This window comes from Actinosynnema sp. NPDC059797 (genome assembly GCF_042732085.1).
Lineage (GTDB): Bacteria > Actinomycetota > Actinomycetes > Mycobacteriales > Pseudonocardiaceae > Actinosynnema.
In genome coordinates, this window is sequence record NZ_JBHWIE010000376.1 from 1 (window position 1) to 6,610 (window position 6,610).

A 6,610-nucleotide genomic window follows, 5' to 3' on the forward strand; every position below is an offset into this window, starting at 1 on the left:
GTGCGGGCCGGTCAGGCCGTAGCCGAGCTGGGCCTCGGCGCGGGCGCGGCTGATCGGCGCGCCCTCCAGCAACAGGGTGACCGCGGCTCGGCGCTCGGCGTGCGTGCCGCGGGTCAGCTCGGCGCGCTCGACCTTCATCTGCTCGGTGATCGCGGCGACGGTGTCGTCGATGAACGTGGTGATGGACAGCGCGGAGACGTCGAGCACCTCGCGCAGCGGCTCCGGGTCCGAGGTCAGGTCGAAGCAGATCCGCATCCAGCGCCGCCAGGCGACTCCCTGGGCGGTGCGGTACGCCTCCAGCGCGCTCTCGTCGAGTCCGCGCCGCACCAGGTCGCGGGCGGACTCCAGCAACTGCGGCGCCGTGTTGGCGGGCACCCGGTGCCCGGGGTGGGACACGTTGGCCGCCGCCCAGTGCCGCAGGTTGGCGAGGTTGGCCCGCCGGGTCGCCGCGGCGAGCGCCGGGTCCTCCGCCACGGGCCGCATCCGCTGCCCGCCCAGCGCCGCCGCGTGCAGCTCCTCCAGCCAGTCCGGGCGCAGGGTCAGCACCACCTCGGCCCCCCGCCGGAAGAGCTGCCGCGCCTCCGGCGACAGCGAGGGCCACTCGGGCTCGTTCGCAGCACTGTGCACCACGGGAAGAGTATTCAGGTGCGTTTTGCCCTGGCGCGAGCGGGGCCGGTCCACGCAGGGTTGGGGGCGTCAGCCGCACGAGTGGGAGCCACGCATGACCACGCAGACGCCGGTCGAGCACCTCGACGTGCTGATCGTCGGCGCCGGGATCTCCGGCATCGGGGCCGGTCGCTACCTGAAGACCGAGCACCCCGGCAAGAGCTTCGCGATCCTGGAGGCGCGGGCGGCCTCGGGCGGCACCTGGGACCTGTTCCGCTACCCCGGCATCCGCTCGGACTCCGACCTGCACACCTTCGGCTACGAGTTCAAGCCGTGGCGCGACCGGCAGTCGATCGCCGACGCGCCCCGCATCCTGGCCTACCTGCGCGAGACGGCGACCGAGAACGGCCTGGACGCCCACATCCGCCACCACCACCGGCTGGTGGCGGCCTCCTGGTCGGGCGAGGCGGCGCGCTGGCTGGTCGAGGTCGAGCGCACCGACACCGGCGAGCGGCTGCGGCTGAGCGCCGGGTGGCTGTTCAGCGCCACCGGCTACTACCGCTACGACCGGGGGCACACCCCGCACTTCGAGGGCCGCGACCGCTTCCGCGGCACGGTCGTCCACCCGCAGCACTGGCCCGAGGACCTCGACCACGGCGGCAAGCGCGTCGTGGTGATCGGCAGCGGCGCGACGGCGGTCACCCTCGTGCCCGCGATGGCCGAGACCGCCGCGCACGTCACGATGCTCCAGCGCACCCCGACCTACGTCATGCCGGTGCCCCGCGAGGACGGGCTCGCCACCCTGCTGCGCCGGCTGCTGGGCGAGGAACGCGGCTACGCGCTGACCCGGCGCAAGAACATCCTCAAGGGCATCGCGGTGTGGCGGTTCTGCCGGCGCTTCCCCCGGGCCGCCCGCGAGGTCATCCGCTGGGTCAACACCCGGCAGCTGCCCGCCGGCTACCCGGTCGACGAGCACTTCAACCCGCCGTACGACCCGTGGGACCAGCGGCTGTGCGCCGTGCCCGACGGCGACCTGTTCCGCGCCATCCGCGAGGGCCGCGCCGACGTCGTCACCGACCGGATCGCCGGCTTCACCGAGCGCGGGGTGCTGCTGGAGTCCGGCCGCGAGCTGGAGGCCGACGTCGTCGTCACCGCCACCGGCCTGGACGTGCGGGCCTTCGGCGGCGTCGACCTCACCGTGGACGGCGAGCCCGTGCACCTGCCCGACACCATCGCCTACAAGGGCATGATGCTGTCCGGGGTGCCGAACTTCGCGTTCGCCATCGGCTACACCAACTCGTCCTGGACGCTGAAGGTCGGCCTGCTGTGCGAGCACTTCTGCCGCCTGCTGGCGCACATGGACGCGCACGGGTACGACACCTGCCGCCCCGAGCCCGCCGACCCGTCCATGCCCACCCGGCCGTTGCTCGACTTCGCGGCCGGCTACGTCGAGCGCGCCGTGGACCGGCTCCCGCGCCAGGGCGACCGCATGCCGTGGCTGACCTCGATGAGCTACCACTCCGACGTCAAGCTGCTGCGCTCCGACGGCGTCACCGACCCCGAACTGCGCTTCACCCGCGCGGCCGCACCGGCGGCGGACGGCGAAAGGCGTGGTGGCGTGGCACTCGGGTGACCCGGCACCGACCACGGCACCATCGGGAACCCGTCTGGACGGCGCCCGGGTCGTTGCCCCTCGAAGAGGGCTGCGGTTATGTTCGACTGGTTCCGGGGGCAGCCCCACCCGGTCGCAGGAGGTGACTCCGCCGTGCCGTTGTCGAGGTCGACGAGTGTCCGGGCGAAGTCCTCCCCGCCACCCGTGCCCAGCGCGGCACGTCGGTGAGCCCGCGGATGGCCGCCGTCGTGCTGCACCGGTTCGGCGGCCCCGAAGAACTTCGGGTGGAGCGCGTGGGCGAACCCGCGTGCCCGGAGGGCGCGAGCCTGGTCGACGTCTCGCTGGCCGGGGTGAACTTCGACGACCTCGAGCACCGCAGGGGCGCCGAGCCGGGGCTGCCGCTGCCCGCCGTGCTCGGGGTCGACGTGGTCGGGCGGCGCAGGCGGGACGGGCGCCGGGTGGTGGCGCTGCTGCGCCGGGGCGGCGGGTACGCCCAGGTGGCCGCCGCCGCCGACGCGCACTCGGTGCCGGTGCCCGACGACGTGGACGACGCGCAGGCGGTCGGCTTGTTCGAGCAGGGCGCCACCGCCTACGGCGCGCTGCGGCTCGCGGGCCGGGTGCGCGCCGGCGAGTCGGTCGTGGTGACCTCGGCCGCGGGCGGCGTCGGGCACCTGGCGGTGCAGCTCGCGGTGGCGCTGGGCGCCAAGCCGGTGATCGGCGTCGCCTCCACGGCGGAGAAGCGCGCCGTGGTCGCCGGGCTGGGCGCCGACGTGGTGCTCGCGCCGGACGAGGTCGGCGACCTGCGCGCGGTGACCGGCGGTCGCGGCGCGGACCTCGTGGTCGACGGGACCGGCGGCGGGCAGGTCAGGGCGGCGCTGCGCGGCCTGGCGCCGTTCGGGCGGCTGGTGTCCTACGGCTGGCGCGGCGGCGCGCCCGGTTGCGGGTGGGTCGGCGTCAGCACCGAGGAGCTGGTGGACGGCTCGATCGGGGTGGCCGGCTTCTGGATGCGGCACGTCGTCGACGACCGCGCGCTGCTCACCGGGATCGCCGACGCGCTGTTCGACCTGGCGCGGCGGGGTTCGCTGACCGCGCGGATCGACCGGGTGGTGCCGCTGGCCGGCGTCGGTGCGGCGCACGCGGCGTTCGCGGCGCGGCGGACGACCGGGAAAGTGCTGGTCGACGTGCGCGAGGTGGACTGACGGATGTTCAGCCGCTACTGCCGGACCGTCCTGTGCACGCCGGCCACCGCGCCCGACCGCTTCGCCGCCTGCCACGCCTCGGGCGCGGACATCTGCCTGGTCGACCTGGAGGACTCCGTCGCGCCGCAGCGCAAGGAGGAGGCCAGGCGCGCCGCCGTGCGGTTCTTCACCGCGGCCCGGGGCCTGTCGGTGCGCTGCGCGGTCCGGATCAACCCGGTCGTGGAGCCGGACGGGCTGCGGGACCTGTTGGCGCTGCGGGACTTCCCGGCGCCGCCGGAGGTCGTGCTGGTGCCCAAGGTCGAGTCGCCCAGGGACCTGGAGATCGTCGCCGAGGTGCTCGGCGGCGCGGCGGTGCTGTTCGCGGTGATCGAGACGCCGCTCGGCGTGCAGCGATTACCGGAGATCGCCGCGGCCGGGCACGGCCTGCGCGCGCTGATCTTCGGAGCCGCCGACTACGCCGCCGCGCTCGGCTCCGGCCTGACCTGGGACCCGCTGGCGCACGCCAGGGCGGCGCTGGTGAACAGCGCGCGGGCCAACGAGCTGCACGCCGTCGACTCGCCCACCTTCGACCTGGCCGACCGGGCGCTGCTGCGCCACGAGTCGTCGCTGGCCAAGCAGTTGGGGTTCAGCGGCAAGATCGCCCTGCACCCGGAGCAACTGCCCGCGATCACGCAGGCGTTCACCCCGACGGCCGCCGAGCTGGAGCAGGCCGCGCGGGTGGTGGCGGCCGCGACGCGCAGCCGCGACGGGGTGACCACGGTCGACGGGAGCATGGTCGGCAAACCCTTCTTCGAGGCGGCGCAGCGCCTCCTCGCCGAGTTCGGCCCCCTCACCCACACCGGGAGCGTGACGCGCACACCATGACGGAGACGACTTCCAGCGCCGCGGCGCTCGAACCCGGGCAGGCGCCGGACGTGCGGGGCGCGCGCCGGTTCCGCAACAGCAGCGCCCTGGTGCGCAACTCCGACCCGGTCTGGCAGGCCGCCGCCGACCACGGGCTCATCGACATCCAGGTCGAGCACGAGTCGAACAACCGGCTGGTGGTGCCGGGGACCGGGCACGCGTTCGCGAACATGGTGTCCTGCTCGTACCTGGGGCTCAACCGGCACCCCAAGGTGCTGGAGGGCGTGGTCTCCGCGGTGCGCGAGACCGGGACCATCGAGCTGATGACCTCCACCACCCGGATCCGCCCGACGATCCAGGGCAGGCTGGAGGAGGAGTTGCGCGACCTGTTCGGCGCGGAGGTCCTGCTGGCCACCACGTGCACCGCGGTGACCGCGGGCATCCTGCCGCTGGTGGCGTCCGGGCACATGGCGCCCGGCGGACCGCGGGTGATGGTCTTCGACCGGTTCGCCCACTTCTCCATGTCCTACGTCAAGGCGATCTGCGCCGAGGAGAGCCTGGTCCTGACCTGCGACCACAACGACCTCGACTTCATCGCCGACACCTGCCGCAAGTACCCGAGCGTGGCCTACGTCGGCGACGGCGCGTACTCGATGGGCGGCGCGGCGGCGCTCGACGGCCTGCTGGAGCTCCAGGAGCGGTACGGCCTGTACCTGTTCATCGACGACTCGCACTCGGTGTCGATCGTCGGCGAGCGCGGCGAGGGGTACGTGCGCTCGCGCACCGGCGTCGGCGAGCTGACCACGGTCGTGACGAGCCTGGGCAAGGGCTTCGGCAGCGGCGGCGGGCTCGCGCTGCTCGACAGCAGGCGCAAGGCGGAGTTCCTGTCCCGGCACGGCGGACCGCTCGGCTGGTCGCAGGACGTGTCCGTGCCCACGATCGGCGCCGCGCTCGGCAGCGCCGAGGTGCACCGCTCGCCGGAGCTGGGCGAGCTGCAGGCCGCGCTGCGCGCCAACCTCGACCTGTTCGACGAGCTGCTGCCCACGCCGCTGGCGGGCAACGGCCTGCCGGTGCGCCGGATCGACGTCGGCGAGGCGGACCGGGCGGTGGCGCTGTCGGCGGAGCTGTACCGGCGGGGCTACTACAGCTCGGCGATCTTCTTCCCGATCGTGCCCCGGGGCGAGGCGGGCCTGCGGGTGATGATCCGCGCCGACCTGACCGCCGCGGAGATCACCGCCTTCGTCGGGCACGTCACCGAACTGCTGGGCCAAGACCCGACCGACACCCCGTCGCTATGACCGGAGGACCGCCAGTGCCACCGAACCACCCCGTCGGGTTCCAGCAGGTGGGGGAGAACCGCTTCCGCGAGGTCGTCGGGTTCTGCTACGAGGACCTCCAGGTGGGGGTGGTGATCGAGCACCGGCCCGGCCGCACGATCACCGAGATGGACAACGTGCTCATGTCCATGCTCAGCATGAACGACTCCCCGCTGCACATCGACGCGGCCTTCAGCGAGCAGGGCGAGTGGGGCAGGCCGCTGGTGTCGAGCCTGGTGACGCTGAGCATCGTCGGCGGCATGACCGCGCGCAGCACCAGCGGCAAGGCGATCGCGAACCTGGGCTGGGACCGGATCCGGCTGACCGCGCCGGTGTTCGTCGGCGACACCCTCTACGCGGAGAGCGAGATCACCGGCAAGCGGCTGTCGGAGAGCAGGCCGGGCAACGGCATCGCGCAGTGCCGGACGACCGGGCGCAAGTCGACCGGCGAGGTCGTGCTGACCTTCGAGCGCAGCTTCCTGGTGCCGACGCGCGAGGCGGACCCGCACCGCGCCGCGGGGTACTGAGCGTGGCGGACCGGGGCCCGGCCTCCGCGCCGGGGATCGACCGGGGCGACCTGCGCCGGTTCCGGCTGCTGGTCGGCGGCAACGCGGCGTCGTCGTTCGGCAGCTACCTGAACATGGTGGCGCTGAACCTGTTCGTGTACGAGGCGACCGGCAGCGCCGTCGCGACCGGCCTGTTCATGGTGCTGCGGATGGCGACCGGGTTCGTCGCGGGCCTGGTGGGCGGCGCCGTGGCGGCCCGGCTGCCGCGCCGCCCGGTGATGATCACCTGCGACGTGGCGCAGGCCGCGGTGCTGGTGGTGTTCGCGCTGGCGCCGGACGACGCGCGGGTGTCGCTGCTGCCGGTGGTGGCCGTGTCGATCGGGGCGCTGACCACGACCAGCCAACTGCTGCTGCGGTCGAGCGTGCCGGACCTGGTCGGGTCGGAGCACCGCCTGCGCGCCAACGGGCTGCTGGTCACCGGCCGCGCGGTGGCGATGGCGCTCGGGTTCGCCACCGGCGGCGTGCTGC

General features: G+C 74.0%; 6 protein-coding genes and 1 pseudogene. 6 read left to right on the plus strand and 1 reads right to left on the minus strand.

Annotation, left to right across the window (positions count from 1 at the left end; translation table 11 throughout):
- Positions 1 to 627, minus strand: a pseudogene (locus ACFV4N_RS37530) (PucR family transcriptional regulator); the annotation flags it as partial.
- A 94-nt stretch (positions 628 to 721) separates the two neighbouring features.
- Here ACFV4N_RS37530 and ACFV4N_RS37535 point away from each other — a divergent pair.
- From ACFV4N_RS37535 to ACFV4N_RS37560, 6 genes are all read left to right on the plus strand, one after another.
- Positions 722 to 2,239: a flavin-containing monooxygenase gene (locus ACFV4N_RS37535; protein WP_499677428.1), complete on the plus strand. Its 1,518-nt coding sequence runs from the start codon at positions 722 to 724 to the stop codon at positions 2,237 to 2,239.
- 215 nt (positions 2,240 to 2,454) lie between these two features.
- The gene (locus ACFV4N_RS37540) at positions 2,455 to 3,417 is read left to right on the plus strand and encodes a quinone oxidoreductase family protein (RefSeq protein WP_499677429.1); all 963 of its coding nucleotides are present in this window, start codon (positions 2,455 to 2,457) and stop codon (positions 3,415 to 3,417) included.
- 3 nt (positions 3,418 to 3,420) lie between these two features.
- Positions 3,421 to 4,281: an HpcH/HpaI aldolase/citrate lyase family protein gene (locus ACFV4N_RS37545; protein WP_499677430.1), complete on the plus strand. Its 861-nt coding sequence runs from the start codon at positions 3,421 to 3,423 to the stop codon at positions 4,279 to 4,281.
- Entirely contained in the window at positions 4,278 to 5,558 is a 1,281-nt protein-coding gene (locus ACFV4N_RS37550) for an aminotransferase class I/II-fold pyridoxal phosphate-dependent enzyme (RefSeq protein WP_499677431.1), read from the plus strand. The genes ACFV4N_RS37545 and ACFV4N_RS37550 overlap by 4 nt, the downstream gene beginning before the upstream one ends.
- Positions 5,559 to 5,572: 14 nt before the next feature.
- Complete coding sequence (locus ACFV4N_RS37555) at positions 5,573 to 6,103, plus strand: MaoC family dehydratase (RefSeq protein WP_499677432.1); 531 nt, start codon at positions 5,573 to 5,575, stop codon at positions 6,101 to 6,103.
- Between the two features lie 2 nt (positions 6,104 to 6,105).
- A partial coding sequence (locus ACFV4N_RS37560) for an MFS transporter (RefSeq protein WP_499677433.1) occupies positions 6,106 to 6,610 on the plus strand: 505 nt, incomplete at its 3' end.